This window comes from Deltaproteobacteria bacterium (assembly GCA_016178705.1).
Lineage (GTDB): Bacteria > Desulfobacterota > Binatia > HRBIN30 > JACQVA1 > JACOST01.
The window spans coordinates 143,061-159,733 of the sequence record JACOST010000009.1; the positions used below are offsets into that span (position 1 = coordinate 143,061).

Genomic DNA, 16,673 nt, shown 5'->3' on the forward strand with positions numbered 1-16,673 from the left:
TCCTGAAATTATTTGCCAGCGGCGGCGCGTGCGGGTTCGATCGAGGTCTCGCCCTTGCGCTTTTGCCAATCGCGGACGGCTGCCTTGATCGCGTCCTCGGCCAGCACCGAGCAGTGAATCTTGACCGGCGGCAGGCTCAGCTCTTCGACGATGTGGCTGTTCTTGATCTGCAGCGCCTCGTCGGTGGTCTTCCCCTTCACCAATTCGGTGACGTAGCTTGAACTGGCGATGGCACTGCCGCAGCCGAACGTCTTGAAGCGCGCATCTTCGATCACGCCGGCCGGGCTGATCTTGAGCTGCAACTTCATCACGTCGCCACACTCGGGTGCGCCGACGATACCCGTGCCGATATTCTCCTCGTCCTTGCCGAACGAGCCCACGTTGCGAGGGTTCTCGTAGTGGTCAATGACTTTGTCGCTGTATGCCATGAGCATCCTCCTCGATTCGGTGAACTACTCTCGCTGCCCCGGCGAGACTACTCTCGCTGCCATTGATACGACTTGAGATCGACCCCGTCTTTCGCCATCTCGTACAGTGGCGACATGTCGCGCAGCCGCCGCACTTCGTGCACGACGCGCTCAAGAACGTAGTCGACATCTTCCTCGGTGTTGAAGCGACCGAGACCGAAACGGATCGACGTGTGCGCCAGATCCTCCCCCACCCCCAGAGCCTTGAGCACGTAGGACGGTTCGAGCGTCGCCGAGGTGCATGCCGATCCCGACGACACGGCGATGTCTTTCAAGCCCATCAGCAACGATTCGCCCTCGACGAACGCAAAGCTGACGTTGAGATTGCCCGCCAGCCGCTGGGTGGGATGGCCGTTGAGATAAACTTCATCGAGCTGCGAGAAGATGCCTTCGTGCAACCGCTGGCGCAGGTGGAGCATGCGGCCTTGCTCGGTTTCCATTTCGGCACCGGCGAGTTCACAGGCCTTGCCGAAGCCGACGATGCTGGGGACGTTCAGCGTTCCGGAGCGCATACCGCGCTCGTGTCCGCCACCATCCATCATCGGCGTCAGCCGCACCCGTGGCCCCTTCGAGCGAACGTAGAGTGCGCCGCAACCCTTGGGCCCATACAACTTGTGGCCGGTCAGCGACATGAGATCGATGCCCATCGCCTCCACGTCCACCGGCACCTTACCGATCGCTTGCACAGCATCAGAGTGAAACAGGATGCCCTTCTCCTTGGCGAGCTTGCCGATCTCTTTGATTGGATTGATCGTGCCGATTTCGTTGTTGGCGAACATGAGCGAGATCAGGATGGTCTTGTCGGTGATCGCCTTGCGCACGGCGTCGGGATCGACCATTCCATACTGATCGACTGGCAGATACGTGACCTGCGCCCTGCCCGTCCGCTCCAACATCTTGCAGGTATCGAGCACGGCCTTGTGCTCGGTGACCGCCGTGATGATGTGAGTGCCCTTCTCCTTGTAAAAGTCCACCACGCCCTTGATGGCGAGGTTGTCGGACTCGGTGGCGCCGCTGGTAAAGATGATCTCCTTCGACTTCGCATTGATGAGTTTGGCAATCAGATCGCGTGCGTGGTCGACGCCCGCCTCCGCCTCCCAACCGAACGCGTGATTGCGACTCGCCGCGTTGCCGAACTTTTCGGTGAAGTACGGCCGCATCGCCTCCAGCACCCGCGGATCCATCTGGGTGGTGGCGTGATTGTCCATGTAAACCAAGCGACTCATCGCAATCTCCTTCCAAAAGCCAGACCCTATCGCTCCATCATCGCTTCGCTTCTGCGCCAACTCATCTATTAGCGGTTCATCGATTGTTGAGTTGGCGCGACGCGAGCAGCGAATCCAGACCTAGGAGGTCTAATATAGATTCCTCCCCGATCTGTCAAGATCAGCGACCCCGCGCGATACCATAGAAAAGACTGTCCGGCGCGTGGTATGCGCCCGTCCATGCCTAAAACACCGCCTAAAACACTGCCCAAAACACCGCGCAGAACACCGACCGTGCCGCCATCACGCCGGCTGGCTACCATCATCTTGCGGCTCAAGCAGGCGTACCCAGACGCCAAGATCGCCCTGGACTTTTCCTCGCCGCTCGAACTGCTGGTCGCCCTCATCCTGGCGGCGCAATGCACAGACGCCAAGGTCAACGAAGTCACCGGGTCGCTCCTCTTCAAGAAGTATCGAACCATCGCCGATTACGCGCGGGTGTCGCAGGAGGAGTTGGAGCAAGACATCCGATCCACTGGTTTCTACCGCAACAAGGCGATGGCGGTGCGTACCTGCTGCCAGCAACTCATCGAGCGCTTCGACGGGAAAATTCCGACCCGGCTCGAAGATCTGCTGACGCTGCGCGGGGTCGGCCGCAAGACCGCTAACATCTTGCTGGGCAACGCCTTCGGAGTGCCCGGCATCGGCGTCGACACGCATGTGTCGCGCTTGTCGCAACGCCTTGGGTTCACCAGGCAGACCGACCCGGACAAGATCGAGGGCGACCTCGCCGCGCTGGTCCCTACCAAGGAACAGGTCAAATTCTGTCACCTGATTCAAGCACACGGGCGGCGGGTGTGCTTCGCGCGCAAGCCGAACTGTCCCGCGTGCACCATCGCCGACAGTTGTCCGTATCCCGACAAGACCATCGCTGTGCCAGCGAAACCGAAACGCCCGGCCTTCGGGCGTAAGCCGGGTGAGATGTAGCGCTCAGTCGTCGCGCGATCGATCCCCGAGCACCGCGTCGATTCGCCCCATCACCTCTGCCGTCAGCTTCGGAACGACATCAAGAGCCTTCATGTTCTCGTGCACCTGTGATGCGCGGCTCGCCCCAGTGATCACCGTACTGACGTTCGGATTCTTCAGACACCACGCCAAGGCCAACTGCGCCTGCGAGCAGCCGAGATCACCGGCGATCGGTCGCAGCTGCTTCACCTTCGCGACGCGCTCCGGCGTGATCACGGTCTCCTTGAGCCACTCGTAACCTTGCAGCGCCGCGCGGCTGTCGGTCGGAACACCATCGTTGTACTTGCCGGTGAGTAACCCCGACGCCAGCGGGCTCCAGATGGTCGTGCCGTAGCCGAGCTCCTTGTACAGCGGCGCATACTCATTCTCGACGCGGCGGCGATGGAACATGTGGTACTGCGGCTGCTCCATGCTCGGCGGCGTCAAGTCGTACTGGCGCGCGATCGTGTCGGCGCGCATGATGTCCGCCGCGCTCCACTCCGACGTTCCCCAGTAGAACACCTTGCCCTGCTTGATCAGCACGTCCATCGCACGCACGGTCTCCTCGATCGGCGTATCGGGATCCGGTCGATGGCAGAAGAGCAAGTCGATGTAGTCCGTCTGCAAACGCCTCAGCGCCTTGTGCGTGCCCTCGATGAGATGCTTGTGCGACAGGCCACTATCGTTCGGCCCATTGCCGCCCCAAAACAGCTTCGTCGAAATCACCAGCTTCTCGCGCCGCCATCCGAGCTGCTTGATGACGTTGCCCATCACGACTTCCGCGTTGCCGCGCGCGTAGGCCTCGGCGTTGTCGAAAAAGTTCACGCCCGCTTCGTAGGCAGCGGTCATGCACTCGCGCGCGCCGTCTTCGCCGACTTGTCCGCCGTAGGTGACCCACGCTCCGAGCGACAGCTCGCTTACTTTGATCCCTGCCTTCCCCAATCGACGATAGTTCATTGGCGTCCCCTCCGATCAGATTCCCTACAGTCCCGTAGGTCGATTGCCGATGATGCCATCGGCGCGCAACGCTGCGAGTTCGGCGTCACTGAGCCCGAGTAGCTCGCGAAGGATCTCCTCGCTGTGTTCGCCCAGTGTCGGCGACGGGCGGTGGTACCACGCTGCGCGATCCGACGGAAGCCGCACCGGCAACGTCGGAAACTCGTGCTTGCCGACCACTGAGTGAGTCACCGCCTCGAAGAAGCCGCGCGCCCGCAGTTGCGGATTTCGGCCGAGCGCCGCGGCTGACATCACCGGCGCGGCGGGAACTCCACGCGCGAGGAGCGCTTCGGCGAGCGTCTCCGCATCGCAATCAATACACCAGGCAGCGATGTTACGATCAATCTGGTCGTGCTGAGCGCGCCGGCCCTCGGCGCTCGCGAGATCGGCGGCACCCCCCCACCTCGGCGCGTCCATCACCTCGACGAGCGCCTGCCACTGCGCATCAGTCGTCACCGCCAACGCGAGCCAGCGATCACCGCCGCGACAGGGGTAGAGATTCTGCGGTGCGCCCACCGGCCCCCGGTTCCCGTCGCGCGTGAGCTGCACGCCATACGCGCCGTGTTCGAGCACGACCTCGGCAGCGGCATTGAGCGCGGCCTCGACCATCGTCGCTTCGATGAGCTGACCGCGCCCGCTACGCTCACGATGTTCGAGCGCCACCAGCAACGCGGCGACGGCGTGCAAGCCGGCGAGTGGATCGCATGGTCCGCGTGGAATCACCGGCGCACCGTCGGCAAACCCAGTCAGCCACGCCATGCCCGAGATCTGCTCCATCGTCTGCGCGAAGCCGACGCGCTCCCGCCATGGCCCGTCGAGACCGAATGCCGGCATGCGCACCATGATCAGACGCGGATTCGCCACCGCGAGTTCGTCGTAGACGATGCCGAGGTTGTCCATCACTCGCGGTGAAAAATTTTCGATCGCCACGTCCGATTGGGCCAGCAGACGTTTCACCAATGTGACGCCCGCCGGCCGCGTGAGATCGAGCGTAACGCTGCGCTTGCCCAGGTTGACGCCTTGAAAGAGCGCGCCCCATTCCCACCACTGATCGGTGGTCGGCGGTTTCACGCTCTGCAAACGCATGCCGTCGGGGCGCTGGATCGATTCGATCTTGATGACGTCGGCGCCCATCGCGGCAAGATAGTGCGTCGCGAACGGCCCGGCCCAGAACGCGGTGAAGTCGATGACACGCAATCCCGCGAGCGCCCCACTCCGCCCCCTCTCCCCCCGGGAGAGGGCTTGGGTGAGGGGGATGTGATGAGGAGATGTGTCCTGCCATGCCGCCGCATGCTCGCCCAACTTCGGCGCCGGCGAGAATGGACGCAGCGACGCGTCCGACATCCGATACGGTGGCCGCGGCTGCACGAAGTTCGTCCCCGGATGCTGAACGAACGCGCCGCGCGCGACGAAGTGATCGAAACGCGGTACGGTCTCGCCCGTGCCCAGCGCGCCGACCGGGACGCGCAACGCGGCGGCACGCTCAATGATTTCATCGACGGTGTGCTGCTTCGTCCACGCTTGCACGAACGCATGCACTTCATCCGCGCGACGCAGTCGCCCATCCCAGCGCGCGAGATCCTCGTCGTCGAGCAGATCCGGGCGCTCGACTAGCACAAGGAAGTCACGCCACTGCTGGCCCGTGATCGTGCAAAAGCCGATGTAGCCGTCCTTCGCGGATTCGATCGACGGAATCTCCAGGGTGCGACTGAACTGACTCGCTTGTCCCGCGAGGCTTTCCCAAACGGTGAGATTCGGCGCCATCGTCAGCGCCATGACTTCGAACAGCGACAGATCGACATGCTCGCCGCGTCCGCTGCGCCGCGTGCCATAGTACGCAGTGAGGGCCGCAACCGCGGCGTAGGCACCGCCCATCCATTCACCGAGCCTGCCGCCCGCTGCAATCGGCGGACGATCCATCGTGCCGCGTGCCGCCGTCGAACCGCACAACGCTTGCAATGTGAACTCCGTCGCCGGCCGATTGCTCCACGGCCCAGCGCCTCCGAACGGCGAGATCGACACGAGCGATGCGGCGCGGTTGCGCTGCCAGATCGCGTTCGGTTCGAGCCCGAGCGATTCAATCGTTCCGGGAGTCGTGCTCTCAATCACCAAGCCCGCGTGCGCAGCCAATGCCAGCAGTTGTTCGCAACCGCTCGCGCTCGTGTAGTCGACGACGGCGCTGCGCTTCGACGTATTGAGAAAACGAAAGAGCGCGCCGTCCTCACCCGGCGCAAGCGGCGTTCCTGACGCGGTCCAGCGGCGCAGCGGATCGCCGCCGGGCAGCTCGACCTTCAGCACATCCGCTCCCGCATCGGCGAGCAACTTGGTGCAATACGGCCCGGCGATCTCGGTAGACAGATCGATGACGCGCACCCCGGCGAGTGGTAGAGACATCGAATGCACCGAGCAACCTAGCAACGCAACGGCTTAACAACCTAACTCTTCGAGCAGCGCCTTTGCGTCCTTCAGATCACGCGTGTCGAATCCTTCGGTGAACCATTCGTACACCGGCGCCAGCAGATCGCGAGCGGCGGCGCGCCTACCCTGGCGTTGCCAGAGCCGCGCCAGGCTGGTGGCGGCGCGCAGCTCGAACGTCTTGGCCTCCTGCTGCCGGGCGATCTCCACCGCCTGGCCGAAGAGCGCCTCCGGCTCCTCGGCCGCATTGCCGTCTATGTCGACGAGAATCTCCGCCCGCAACCGGTGTAGATCGGCATCGAAGAAGTGCTGTGCCTGTTGCTTGGCTTGTGCGAGCCCGAGTCCGACCGCGCCCAGGGCGTCGTCATGGCGCCCGACCTTCCGGAGGCCCTCCGCGAATTTGGCGAGAATCCCGGGCGCTCCAACCCCACTCCCGATCTCAGCCAGATTGACTAACCCCTGCTGCATCTCCGCGATGCCCGCCTCGCCCTCGCCCAACTCGATCCGGGCATAGCCTCGCATCCACCTTCCCAGTCCCAGGTAGAACGGAATCCCGAGCCGTTCGCAGAGACCCACAAGTTCTTCGGCGCGTTCACTTATCCGGTCGAGCTCGGCGCGCTCGATATGGACAAGTCCAGCAAAGAAGAGAGCCTGCGCCAGACTGACCGGATGCGCCACGCGCTGCGCCAGCGCCACCGCCTCCTCGCTCAGAGCCAGCGCCCGGTCGAGATGGCCAAGGTACGTGTGACACTCGGACGCAGCCGCGTGGGCTTGGACGCCACGGTCGATTCCCATCGTATACGCCAGGGACCCGTGCGCGCTGGGATCGTACAAGCCGACGCTCTGCTCAAAATGGTACAGCGCCCGCGAGAAGTGGCCCTGGTAGAACAATGGGATGGCGACTTGGTAGTGAGCCGAAAGCAGGTCGAACGGATCTCCCGTCCGCTCAGCGGCTGCCAGGGCATCCTGCGCGACCTCGGCCGCGGTCGCGAGGTCACCTTTCACGAGATAGGCATCCGCCATTCCCACGAACACTCGCGGCAGTTCGCGCAACTCCCCGACCTGGGACGCCAGCTCGCGCGCCCGCGCGTAAGCCTGCTCATTCTCCGGATGCGAAATTCCCCTGGCCGCTATGAGCGGTGCTCCAATCGCCATCTGTAACCCGAGCTCCATCCGATGGCGCTCGCGCGTCTCCGGCAGCGTCGCGACGAGATCGAGGGCGCGCCGCAGATGGGCGATGGCCTCCTCGTACGCCGACCGCTGCGTGGCGCGCTCGCCCGCCCGCTGGTAGTGCGCGCTCGCTTGCGCGACCAAGCCTGCCTGGTCGTAGTGCCGCGCGATCACCTCGGGCTCGGCCGCGACGCGCTCGGGGAAGCGTTCCTCCAACACCTGGGCGACGCGCGCGTGCAGCTGCCGGCGCGTGCGCTTGAGCTGCGACTGGTACGCCGTCTCCTGGATCAGCGCGTGCTTGAAGGTGTACGTGGCCGCGGGCGGCTCCCCGCGCGCGAAGAGGATCTCCACGTCGACGAGTCTGCGCAACGACCGCTGCAAGTCCTCTTCGTGTAGGGGCGAGGCATGCCTCGCCCGCACATCACCTGCGTCGGCTGCGTCGGAGACGGAGGGCGACGCATGCGTCGCCCCTACAAGTGCCTGCAACAACCCGTACGAGAATTCGCGGCCGAGCACGCTCGCGGTCTGCGCGATCTCCTTCGCCGTCGCGAGCCGATCGAGCCGGGCCATCAGCGAGTCGGCGAGGCTGGACGGGATGGCGTTCACGTTCCGCGCGGTGCCCGACTCCAGCAGCGTCTTGGTCAGCTCCTCGACGAAGAGTGGCACGCCGTCGGCGCGGGCGACGAGCGCATCGATCACCGCGTCCGAGAGCCCCTCGATACGCGACCCAACAGCAGGGTCGCTACTCGGGGAACCGGAGGGATGGCCGCCGGCCTCTTGCCCGTTTTCCCGAGTAGCGGCCATCTTCTCCGGCCGCGTATCGAGGGACACGAGCCTCACGATCATCTCCCGCCCCTGGCGCTTGGTGAGGCGTGCGAGCTGCACGGTGGTCAGGTTGGAACGCGCCGGCCAGGGCGGGGTGAAGTCCGGGCGTGCCGTGGCAAGCAGCAGCACGCGCGCCGTCGGGCTCTGCGCGATCAGGTGGCCCAGCAGCTCCAGCGTGGACGCGTCGCACCAGTGTAGATCCTCGATAAACAGGACCAGCGGCTGCACTTCGCTGAGCGCGAGGTTCCATTGCGCCAGCAGGTCGATTGTCTTGCGACGCTGCAGCTCGGGACTGAATTGCAGCCGCGTGGGCGGCGGCAGACCGAGAAAGTCCGCGAGCAGGGCCACGGTCTCCGCTGAGGCGAGCGCGCGGAGTCCGATCTCCAGCTTGGCGAGCTTCTCCGCGGCGGTGTCTTCGGGAGCGAACGCCAGCCCCTGCGATACCAGCGCGATCACCGGATGGAACGGCGTCCCTTCCGTGTACTGCGACGCGCCGCATTCGAGCCAGGTGTGCGGCACCGCCGCCAGGTGCTCGTGGAGTTGGTAGACAAGCCGTGACTTCCCGACACCCGCCTCGCCGAGGACGACGACGTTCTGCCCCTCGCCATCCGCTGCCCGCTCCCAACGATCAATCAATGTGGCCAGCTCGATGTCGCGGCCGACGAAGCGCGTCAGTCGTCCTGCCGCAACATCGAGCCGGCTGCGCACCCCGCTCGGCTGCACGACGCGGTAGAGCGTCACCAGCTCGCGCACGCCCTTGAGTTCTTGCGGCCCGCGATCCTCGACCACGAACAGCCCAGCCACCAAACGCTGCGTCGCGGCGGTAATCACCACCGTGTCGGGCTCCGCCGCGCTCTGCACACGCGCAGCAATGTTCGCCGTCTCTCCAAACACCTCACCGCCGTCGGCGATCACCACAGGCCCGGTGTGCATGCCGACGCGGACGGAAAGAAGCGGCCTCCTCCCTAACCCTCCTCCGCTCACGGAAATGTTCGCAGAGGAGGGGATCGGAGTTTCATCGGCCACCACGCTCGCAGGGGAGATCCGAGTTCCCTCCTCTGTTGCCACATCCGGCAACGGAGGAGGGTTAGGGAGGAGGCCCTCATTCAACGCATGCACAGCCTCGACGATCGCCAGCCCCGCGCGAATCGCGCGCTCCGGATCATCCTCACGAGCCACCGGCCAGCCGAAGTAGATCAGCAGTCCATCGCCGAGATTCTTGGCGACGTGTCCGCCGAACTTCTCTACGGCCTCGGTTGTAGCGCGGTGGTAGCGCGAAACGATCTCGCGCCACTCTTCGGGATCGAATTGCGCGCTGAGCGCGGTGGAGCCGACGAGATCGCTGAAGATGACCGTGAGTTGGCGGCGCTCGCCCGAAGACAGGTTGTTCGGTGTTGGGTTGTTGGTTGTTAGGTCGGAATCGGAACTGTCTACTGCCGTCTGCCTACTGCCTACTGTCGCAGCGCCACACTTGCCGCAGAACTTCGCCTGTGGCTTCAACTCGTGGCCGCAGCTCGGACAGAGTCGGGCCAGTTTCGCGCCGCACGACTCGCAGAAACTGAGGTCGGCGTCGTTATCCGCTCGACACTGTGGACACTGCATTGTGCCGCTTGTCTCCCAGATCGATCACCGGGCTGTCAAGCGAAGGGCGGAGCGATCTCCGCGCGAACACAAATGGGGAGAGGCTACACTCAGAACGAGCGCAACCGAACGAACAGGTGGGAAGCTAGGCGAGACTGACTCTCAGCGCCTCGATGGTGCGGCGCATGCCGTCTTCGAAGTTCACGGTGGGGTGGTAGTTCATCAAGCGTTCGGCCTTCTCGATCGAGGCCAGCGTGTGGCGGACGTCACCGGCGCGCGTCGGGGTATGATTGAGCTTCACGCTGCGACCGAGCAAGCGCTGGATGGTGTGAGCGATGTCGAGCACCGAGTGGCGCTCGTTGCACGCGATGTTGAACGCCTCGCCGGCGGCCTGGGGCGCGGTGAACGCGAGGCGATTGGCCTGCACGACATTGTCGATGTAGGTGAAGTCACGCGATTGCTCGCCGTCGCCGTGCACTTCAATCGGCTCGTTGCGCAACGCGGCGCGGATGAACAGCGGCACCACCGCCGCGTATTTCGATTCCGGACTTTGCTTCGGCCCGAACACGTTGAAGTAGCGCAAGCCGACGGTCTCCAAACCGTAGAGCCGCGTGAACACCCGGCAGTACAGCTCGCCCGCCAACTTCGAGACCGCGTACGGCGAGATCGGCACGGTCGGCAGATCTTCCACTTTGGGCAGCACCTCCGAGTCGCCGTACACCGACGACGACGACGCGTACGCCACGCGGCGCACCTTGGCTTCGCGCGCGGCCATCAAGACGTGCAGCGTGCCGTGAGTGTTCACCGCATCGCTGCTGAGCGGGTCGTCCACCGAGCGCGGCACGGAGCGCAGCGCCGCCTGGTGCGAGACGTACAGGACACCGCGCATCGCACGGCGGACGGCCTCGAGATCGCACAGATCGCCCTCGACGATCTCGACCTTGTCGCCGAACCCCTTCAGGTTCTCGTGCGAGCCGGTGCTGAAGTTATCGAAGATGCGCACGCGCTCGCCACTGGCGACGAGCGCCTCCGCCAAACTCGCGCCGATGAACCCTGCCCCGCCAGTCACCAAATACATGTCGATCCTTTCCTCGTTCCTATGTTCGTGTGTACCAAGTGTCCGGCTAGCGAGCCATGACTGCGCGGCGACTCATAAGCGGCGGTTCGCCGCCGCCGGTGACCAGCTCTTCGAGCGCTTCAACCCGGGCTTCGAGATCGTGCGCCCGACGCTCACGCTCGCTGCTCAGCGCGGCGCGTCCGCCGGCCAGGAAGGCGTTGCGGATCTTGTACGCCGTGGTGTGACTCACCCGGTAGTACATCCGAATCTCATCAAGCGTTCGGTCCCGCTTGATCAACTCCAACGCCAGCGCGACCTTCTCTTCGATCGTCAGCTTCTCGCGCGTTCTCATACCGTCCTCCGAAGCACAATGCTCACGTCTCAGCAGCGGGCTGCGACCAGCCCAGGTTTCGAACATCACCAGTCGGCGGCGCCAATTGCGGTGGCGGCGCATCCGCCGCAAACCAGCGCGGCGCAAACCACAGCAACCCGGCCACAAACCCCCCGCCCCAACTCACGTGCAAGGTCGCGAACGCCGCAACCAACGGCAGCCAGAGCCACCCGCCGGCCGCACGCGCCAGCCGTGCCGCCACCACCGACACCGCCGCGCCGTACAGTCCGGCAGTCAGCAGTGCGAGCAACGCCGCGCCGCGCACCCACGGCGCGAACACAGCGGCGAGGGCGAGCGCCAGCACGAACGTCGGCGGCACGAAGTGGCGCCAGCTCATCTGTCGCGGGTGCTTCTGCAACACCCGCACCTTCCACACACCGTACTGAACGTACTGCTTCGCCAGTGCTTTCAGCGACTGGCGATTCTGATACGTCGAGCGCATCCGCGGGCTCAGAACGATGCGGCCGCCGGCTTTGCGCAGGCGGTAGTTGAACTCATCGTCCTGGTTGCGAACCATCTCTTCATCGAACAGACCCACGCGTTCGAACACGGAGCGCGGATACATGCCGAGGTAGACCGTATCGACCTCGGCCTCTTCGGTGCCGAAGTGAAAGTACGCACCGATGCCGAAGCGCGAGGCGGTCGCCAGCGCGATCGCCTCACCGATCACCCCACCACCGGCCGAGATCATCGGCCCACCGACGTTGTCGGCGTTGGTGCGCTGCAAGGTCTCGACGCCGATCCGCATGTAGTCCGGAGCGATGTGCGTGTGGCCATCGACCCGCATGATGACGTCACCGCGCGCCGCGCGAATGGCGATATTGAGCGCCGTCGGCACGATCCGCTGCGGGTTGCGCAGGACCCGCGCACAGGTCGTTCGCTGCGCATAACCTTCCACGACGCGCACCGAGTCGTCCGCGGAATCGCCATCGACCACCAACACCTCGAAACGGTCGGCGGGGTAGTCCTGCGCCAACACGGAGTCCACACACGCCGAGATCGTCGCCGCCTCGTTGCGCATCGGAATCATCACCGTCACGAACGGAAATGAACTCATGAGCGTGGCCGTTGCATCACCTGCGCGTAGAGATCTTGCGTTGCGGCGATCATCAATGCTGGCGCGAAGGCTTCCGCCCGCGCCCGTGCCGCTCGGGCGAACTGCCGGCGCCGTTCCGCGTCACTCAACAACGCCACCGAATGCTCCACCAGCCCCGTCTGATCACCGGCCTGAACCAGAAACCCTTCTTCGCCGGATCGCACCAGCTCGTGCGCGCCGCCAACATCGGTGACCACCACCGGGAGACCGGACGCCATCGCTTCCAACACCACGTTCGGCAGACCCTCCCAGTTGGAGGTCAGCCAAAAGAGATCCGCTTGCCGCAGCAATTCGGGCACGTCGTGGCGTTCGCCGGTCACCACGCAGCGATCGCGCAACCCGGCGGCAGCAATCTCCTGTTCGATCCACGGCCGCATCGGGCCGTCACCGATCAACACGAAGCGCACGTTCGGCACCCGCTGTCTCAGCGCCGCCGCCGCGCTGACGAACAAGCCGGGGTTTTTCTGCGGCACCAGCCGGCCCACCATGACCACGCACAATTCGTCACCGGCCGTGTCAGCGGTGGGATGAAAGCGTTCAGTGTCGATCGCGTTGTAGATCACCGTCGTGCGTTCCGCTGGCGCGCCGTACTCGCGCGCGATGTAGTGCGCCACTTCCTGCGAATTCACCACGACGCGATCGCTGGCCGCGAAGGCGCGTCGGTTGAACCAATCGAGCACGCGTCCCTGCCGCTTGCAGTTGCGCGCCGAGGTCAGCAGCGGCCGGCCGCTGCCGCGATTGGCCGCCCACGCGTACGCGTTGGCAATGAAGAGCCACGCGTGAACAGCGTCGATCCGATCCTCTCGCAACCACCGTCGCAAGGCGCGCACGCGACTCATCCGGCTCCCGCTGATCACTCGCACCGGCACGTTCGCCGCCTCGATCTGTTCGCGATGCGGCTGGGTGCGCTTGCTCAAGCAGTACACCACCGGCTCCACGAGCCGACGATCAATGCCGCGACACAGCATCCACAGTTGACCCTCCGCACCGCCGGCGGTGAGCTGCCCAATAACCAAGGCGACGCGGACCGGGCGCGTTGCGCTCACTGTTTGCCGCCCATGACCCGGCTGCCAATGCGCCAGCCACACCGACCGGTCGCAGTGATCGCACTGGCAGAAGCCTTAGCGGCGGAGCCCGTCACGAACGATGTCGGCATAGATCGGGCCGAGCTTGATCCCGCCGACATAGTTGGCGTGGACGATGTCGTTGAATTCCTCAGCCGGTAGACTGTTCAACAAGTTATAGAAACGCACACGCGGATACGTTCGCGCCAGCTGCTCAAAGAACTGGAGGTAACCGCGATAGTACGAGCCGTTCTGGTAGTCCTCAGTGAGTGGACTTTCGGGGGTATTTACCAGCGCGACACTGATCCCGCGACGCGAGAACTCCGCAACCAAGCGGTCGAGTTCGATGAACTCACCGGTCGGCTCGAACCGATCGTCGCGCACCTTGCGTTTGGAGTCCCGCCACGCGCGGATGCGCGTGCCGAAGTCTGTCGCCGCCGCCAATTCAGCGTCCCACCGGCGCACGAACTCTTCGCCCGTCGTCTGCCCCAGGCGAAGAAACTCCGAGACCTCGTGCTGGTCGACCGGCGGATAGCGAAGTGGCGGCAGACCACTATCGAGCGCGTTCTCCGATGAACCATCGCGTAACTGCACGCCGAGAAGGCGGAAGTCCTCGGGCGTCCCGGCCGCGCGTGGACTCCATGCGCTGTCGGCCGCGACTTCGAGTAGTCGATTCCGCCCCGCCGTCGGCGGTACGTCGATGGCCTTCCAACCGGGATCAATCTCGACCCGTTCGGCGAAGACGCGCGCGCCCAACGCGAACTGCAAACGCACTTGCCCCCGCTGTTGAATCCACTCGGGCGCAACGAAGTATTCGAGCTGCCTCGTCTCGGGTTTCATGAGCAGGCCGAAACGTTGCTTCGTGTATCGATCTGGGTACCGCCCATAGGCGTGCTTCGGCGACCGGCTGCGCAACCGCTTCGCGAGGAAGCGAAGGTGGTCTTGCACGCTAGAACGGATCGCGCGGCGATAGCGATACAGATTGCTCACCGACGCAAGTGCCAAGTCCAATTTTCCCGAAACGGTCGAGATGAACGCCCACCGTTCGCGGAGTGTCGTCCACGGCGGCAATACGTACTGCACGTCGGGTTTGAGGTCGCGCTCAAAGCTCGCATTGAGAAAGTCCTGGAAGTTGAGCATGACAACGACGAGGTCGGGATGCATCGCCTCCAGCTCCGATGCAAACAGAATGCGATAGTCCGACGGCTTCATCCCCGGCTTGAGGAGACGGTGCATCTCCACTCGCGGAGTTGAGCGATCGGTCGCATTCAGCAGCGATTCGACTTGATAGGCATCGAGCGATCCGGCCACGGAGCTGCCGAATACGAGCACCCGTGCGACACCAGGCGGCTTCGGCTGTTCCAGGCGGTGCACATCAAGCAGAACTTGATAGCCATAGTCGGCTGCCCGGCCGGTAAGCTTCGGGATCCGCCAGAAATAGAGATTGAACCCGACATCGAAGAGCACCAACAACAGCAGGGGGATCGGCGCGATCAAGCGCGGGCGGCGCGCCACTCGCGGTTTCGCATCCGGTTGAAGCACGCCACCCCAGGCGACAGGCTCAGTACGAACGGATCCCGTCCCACGGTGCATCGCACCGTTCTGTTCGCCCCGAGTTTGTCGAAGGCCGTTCACCGGCTCCTTCACTGGGGTGTCAGAACCGGACATAGATGAACTGCTTTGAGTCGCCTTCTCCCCAGATGAGGATGGCGAATCCGAGCGCGAAATATGCCGACCAACGCACCCAACCGGGCGTTGCCGCCGTCACTTGTGACAGTGCGCCGCGGTGGTGTAGCAGATGCACGACCTCCATCGCCAGCAGGCCAGCGCAGGCAATCAGTACATCGGCCGCATTCCAGGCAAGATGGCCTTTGCCCATCACGCCGTGCAGCGTACCGTGCGCTATCTTCACCACGGCGTTCAAGAGGCCGCCACCGGCTTGCGCCAGGATGTAGAGTGCATCACTGAGCGTCGTCGCGCGAAAAAATACGAACGAGGCAACCACCATGTTGAACGTGACGAGCGGTCCGACGACCGTGTGCAATCGACTCAGCACAGGCTGACGCTGCAATAGTTTCTTGCGGCGTCGTTGCGTCAGCGTCGACCCGATCAGGTATCCGGCGTGGATCATGCCGAACACCACGTACGTCCACCGGGGGCCGTGCCACACGCCGATGGCCAGCATGTTGATCGCCAAACTGATGATGAGGCCGGCTTGTCCCCAGCCGCGCAACATCATCCGCAAAGGAGTGAAGACGTACTCGCCGAGCCACGAAGTGAGCGTCATGTGCCAGCGCCGCCAAAAGTCCTGGATGCTGTCCGCGTAAAACGGCGAGTCGAAGTTGCGTGGCGACTCGATGCCGAACAGCCGCGCCGTGCCGATGGCGATGTCGGTAATGCCGGAGAAATCGGTATAGAGCTGGAGCGCGAACAGATAGCTGGCGATCACCGGCGCCAAACCCGAGAACGCGTGCGGGTGATCGAACACCTGATCCACTGGCACACCCAACCGATCCGCTACCACCAACTTCTTGAAGAAGCCGAACAGCATCAGTTGCAACCCGCTCGTCACCATCCTGGGCCTGACCGACGTGATCTGGGCAATCTGGCTCAGGAAGCTTTCGGCACGCTGAATCGGACCGCTGAGAATCTGCGGGAAAAACGCCACGTACGTCGCCAGCGACGAGAAGTCTCCGCACGGCGCCGTGCGCTCCCAATAGACATCGACCACATAGCTGATGAGCTTCAGCGTATAGTACGAAATACCGATGGCGCCGACGAAGCTTGCGGCCGTAATCCGCGAGAGCCACGGTGCGCCCCCGACGGTGTCGCTGAGAAACCCGCTGATACTGCCCAAGTACTTGAATGCCGCTAGCGGCAGCAACAACGCAACGACACCGACTGCCAACGATTGTTGCCGCGCCCCCTCGCTCGTCGCCGCGCCGATTCGTTTCGCGAACACAAAGGCCACGGCGGTTGCGATCAACATCAGCCCGGCGAAGGGAACGCTCCACGTGCAGTAGAAGGCGTACGACACCGCGAGCAGATACCAACGGCGCCAGGCAACCGGGCACAACGGGTACGCGCCGGCCACAATGGCTACGAACGCCACAAACTCGAGCGAGGTGAACAACACAGCGCAACCGCTCGCTATGACAACTTACTCGCGATCAGCGCGACGAATTCGCCGACGTTGGCGAGGTTGGTGACCTCCTTAGTCGTGAACTTGACCTTGAAGCTTCCCTCCACTGCGACGATCAAGTTGATGTGGTTCAGTGAGTCCCATTCCTCGATGTCCTTGGCCGTCATCGCATCGAAGATGGCGATCGATTCGTCATCAAACACTTCCCGAAAGATGTTCGCCAACTGTGCTCGAATGTCTGCGTCCGTCATCCCCTCAC

The 16,673-nt window shown here is 63.9% G+C and carries 13 protein-coding genes; 1 reads left to right on the forward strand and 12 read right to left on the reverse strand.

All coding sequences use genetic code 11. The features are described 5' to 3' along the window. Window positions 1-8: 8 nt before the first annotated feature. Window positions 9-428 (reverse strand): Fe-S cluster assembly scaffold IscU, encoded by a 420-nt coding sequence (gene iscU, locus HYR72_04890; GenBank protein ID MBI1814290.1) that lies wholly within the window; start codon window positions 426-428, stop codon window positions 9-11. Between the two features lie 47 nt (window positions 429-475). Beyond that, on the reverse strand, window positions 476-1,693 hold the full coding sequence (locus HYR72_04895) for an IscS subfamily cysteine desulfurase (GenBank protein MBI1814291.1): 1,218 nt from the start codon (window positions 1,691-1,693) through the stop codon (window positions 476-478). Between the two features lie 219 nt (window positions 1,694-1,912). Between HYR72_04895 and nth the strand changes: the two genes are divergently transcribed. Next, the gene (gene nth, locus HYR72_04900; GenBank protein MBI1814292.1) at window positions 1,913-2,659 is read left to right on the forward strand and encodes an endonuclease III; all 747 of its coding nucleotides are present in this window, start codon (window positions 1,913-1,915) and stop codon (window positions 2,657-2,659) included. A gap of 3 nt (window positions 2,660-2,662) precedes the next feature. On the opposite strand, the gene HYR72_04905 is transcribed toward nth, so the two are convergent. The 10 genes from HYR72_04905 to HYR72_04950 all read right to left on the reverse strand — a co-directional run bounded on the left by HYR72_04905 (window position 2,663) and on the right by HYR72_04950 (window position 16,665). Then, window positions 2,663-3,634: an aldo/keto reductase gene (locus HYR72_04905; GenBank protein ID MBI1814293.1), complete on the reverse strand. Its 972-nt coding sequence runs from the start codon at window positions 3,632-3,634 to the stop codon at window positions 2,663-2,665. 24 nt (window positions 3,635-3,658) lie between these two features. Beyond that, a complete protein-coding gene (locus HYR72_04910; protein MBI1814294.1) occupies window positions 3,659-6,067 on the reverse strand; it encodes a CoA transferase in 2,409 nt (802 codons plus the stop codon). A gap of 33 nt (window positions 6,068-6,100) precedes the next feature. Further along, the gene (locus HYR72_04915; GenBank protein ID MBI1814295.1) at window positions 6,101-9,685 is read right to left on the reverse strand and encodes an AAA family ATPase; all 3,585 of its coding nucleotides are present in this window, start codon (window positions 9,683-9,685) and stop codon (window positions 6,101-6,103) included. A gap of 124 nt (window positions 9,686-9,809) precedes the next feature. After that, entirely contained in the window at window positions 9,810-10,748 is a 939-nt protein-coding gene (locus tag HYR72_04920; protein ID MBI1814296.1) for an SDR family oxidoreductase, read from the reverse strand. Window positions 10,749-10,788: 40 nt separating this feature from the next. Next, window positions 10,789-11,073 carry a hypothetical protein gene (locus HYR72_04925; GenBank protein MBI1814297.1) on the reverse strand — a complete coding sequence of 95 codons (285 nt, stop codon included), beginning with the start codon at window positions 11,071-11,073 and terminating at the stop codon, window positions 10,789-10,791. Window positions 11,074-11,095: 22 nt separating this feature from the next. Next, window positions 11,096-12,169 (reverse strand): glycosyltransferase family 2 protein, encoded by a 1,074-nt coding sequence (locus HYR72_04930; GenBank protein MBI1814298.1) that lies wholly within the window; start codon window positions 12,167-12,169, stop codon window positions 11,096-11,098. Then, the gene (locus tag HYR72_04935; protein MBI1814299.1) at window positions 12,166-13,254 is read right to left on the reverse strand and encodes a glycosyltransferase; all 1,089 of its coding nucleotides are present in this window, start codon (window positions 13,252-13,254) and stop codon (window positions 12,166-12,168) included. The genes HYR72_04930 and HYR72_04935 overlap by 4 nt, the downstream gene beginning before the upstream one ends. A 75-nt stretch (window positions 13,255-13,329) precedes the next feature. Then, window positions 13,330-14,787, reverse strand: coding sequence for a hypothetical protein (locus HYR72_04940; GenBank protein MBI1814300.1), 1,458 nt, complete (start codon window positions 14,785-14,787; stop codon window positions 13,330-13,332). A 139-nt stretch (window positions 14,788-14,926) separates the two neighbouring features. Continuing rightward, window positions 14,927-16,408 carry an MBOAT family protein gene (locus tag HYR72_04945; protein MBI1814301.1) on the reverse strand — a complete coding sequence of 494 codons (1,482 nt, stop codon included), beginning with the start codon at window positions 16,406-16,408 and terminating at the stop codon, window positions 14,927-14,929. 14 nt (window positions 16,409-16,422) lie between these two features. Further along, window positions 16,423-16,665, reverse strand: a complete 243-nt coding sequence (locus HYR72_04950; protein MBI1814302.1) for an acyl carrier protein — start codon at window positions 16,663-16,665, stop codon at window positions 16,423-16,425. Between the last annotated feature and the right edge of the window lie 8 nt (window positions 16,666-16,673).

Coding starts and splice junctions, on each gene's coding strand:
- HYR72_04895 (MBI1814291.1), bottom strand. CDS start 1,693: ATGAGTCGCTTGGTTTACATGGACAATCACGCCACCACCCAGATGGAT.
- HYR72_04905 (MBI1814293.1), bottom strand. CDS start 3,634: ATGAACTATCGTCGATTGGGGAAGGCAGGGATCAAAGTAAGCGAGCTG.
- HYR72_04910 (MBI1814294.1), bottom strand. CDS start 6,067: ATGTCTCTACCACTCGCCGGGGTGCGCGTCATCGATCTGTCTACCGAG.
- nth (MBI1814292.1), top strand. CDS start 1,913: ATGCCTAAAACACCGCCTAAAACACTGCCCAAAACACCGCGCAGAACA.
- HYR72_04950 (MBI1814302.1), bottom strand. CDS start 16,665: ATGACGGACGCAGACATTCGAGCACAGTTGGCGAACATCTTTCGGGAA.
- HYR72_04915 (MBI1814295.1), bottom strand. CDS start 9,685: ATGCAGTGTCCACAGTGTCGAGCGGATAACGACGCCGACCTCAGTTTC.
- iscU (MBI1814290.1), bottom strand. CDS start 428: ATGGCATACAGCGACAAAGTCATTGACCACTACGAGAACCCTCGCAAC.
- HYR72_04925 (MBI1814297.1), bottom strand. CDS start 11,073: ATGAGAACGCGCGAGAAGCTGACGATCGAAGAGAAGGTCGCGCTGGCG.
- HYR72_04930 (MBI1814298.1), bottom strand. CDS start 12,169: ATGAGTTCATTTCCGTTCGTGACGGTGATGATTCCGATGCGCAACGAG.